The organism is Flavobacterium sp. DW-iso2 (assembly GCF_058725285.1).
In genome coordinates this window covers 1-1,074 of record NZ_JBZXDY010000073.1, presented here as the reverse complement: position 1 = coordinate 1,074, position 1,074 = coordinate 1, and the positions used below count along the sequence as shown (strand labels likewise).

General features: G+C 35.6%; 1 protein-coding gene. It reads left to right on the top strand.

The genetic code is table 11. The annotated features are described in order from the left end of the window. Window positions 1–57: 57 nt before the first annotated feature. On the top strand, window positions 58–1,041 hold the full coding sequence (locus tag AC4PRO_RS18145) for an ISAon1 family transposase (protein ID WP_492118394.1): 984 nt from the start codon (window positions 58–60) through the stop codon (window positions 1,039–1,041). The last annotated feature ends 33 nt before the right edge of the window (window positions 1,042–1,074 follow it).

Sequence of the window (1,074 nt, the reverse complement as noted above, 5' to 3'; positions counted from 1 at the left end):
TAGTAGCGGACGGAACTCGTGTAACACAGGAGTTTGCGTCTTTTTTAAAAGAGATCAATAGATTCCAGCCCAAATGACTGTAGTGCTATCGCCTCTTTCTATGGGGTTTCTGGAAGGAATTTGCAATATCAGTACAAAGAGTACTTAAGTGATTTTAAAGCATGGAAACAAAAGTCGCATGCTAAACAATGGCTTATTTTTCCTGAAAACATTGGGAAACGTTTATCAATAGATGAGACATCCCTCTCCAATGGCGAACTCTATACTATTGTGACCAACAAAGCAGGAAAAGGCAGAAAGGGAACTATAGTAGCCATGGTAGCTGGAACCAAAGCAGAAACAGTAATTGCTATATTAGAAAAAATACCGCTAAAGCTAAGAAATTCGGTTACCGAAATAACACTCGATATGGCAGCTAATATGGGGCTTATTGCTAAGAAATGCTTTTCTAATGCAGTAAGAGTTACGGATCGATTCCATGTTCAAAAACTGGCGCTCGAAGCTTTACAAGAAATTAGAATCAAATATAGGTGGCAAGCAATTGATATGGAGAATGAAGCTATTGAAAAAGCTAAAACCACAAAAACTAAATACGAGCCTATAACACTATCTAACGGCGACACCATTAAGCAATTACTAGCCAGAAGTCGATATGTTTTGTATAAAAACAAATCTAAATGGTCTGAAAACCAAACCCAAAGAGCAAAATTATTATTCGAATTATATCCTAATATTGAAAAAGCATATCAGCTATCGCAAGACTTACGGAATGTTTTTGAGAATACCACCGATAAAATTTATGGTCTAAGCAAATTAGCTAGATGGCATGAAAAAGTAGCTCAGGCTGAGTTTAAATCATTTAACACAATATCTAGATCAATACAGAATCATTACCAAACGATAGTAAACTATTTTGACAACAGAAGTACCAATGCTTCTGCAGAATCCTTTAATGCAAAAATAAAAGCGTTTAGATCTCAATTTAGAGGTGTGAGGAACATAGAGTTTTTCCTTTTCAGACTAACAAATATTTACGCTTAATTTTTGCTACTCCACAGGTTTTGGTATTGATCC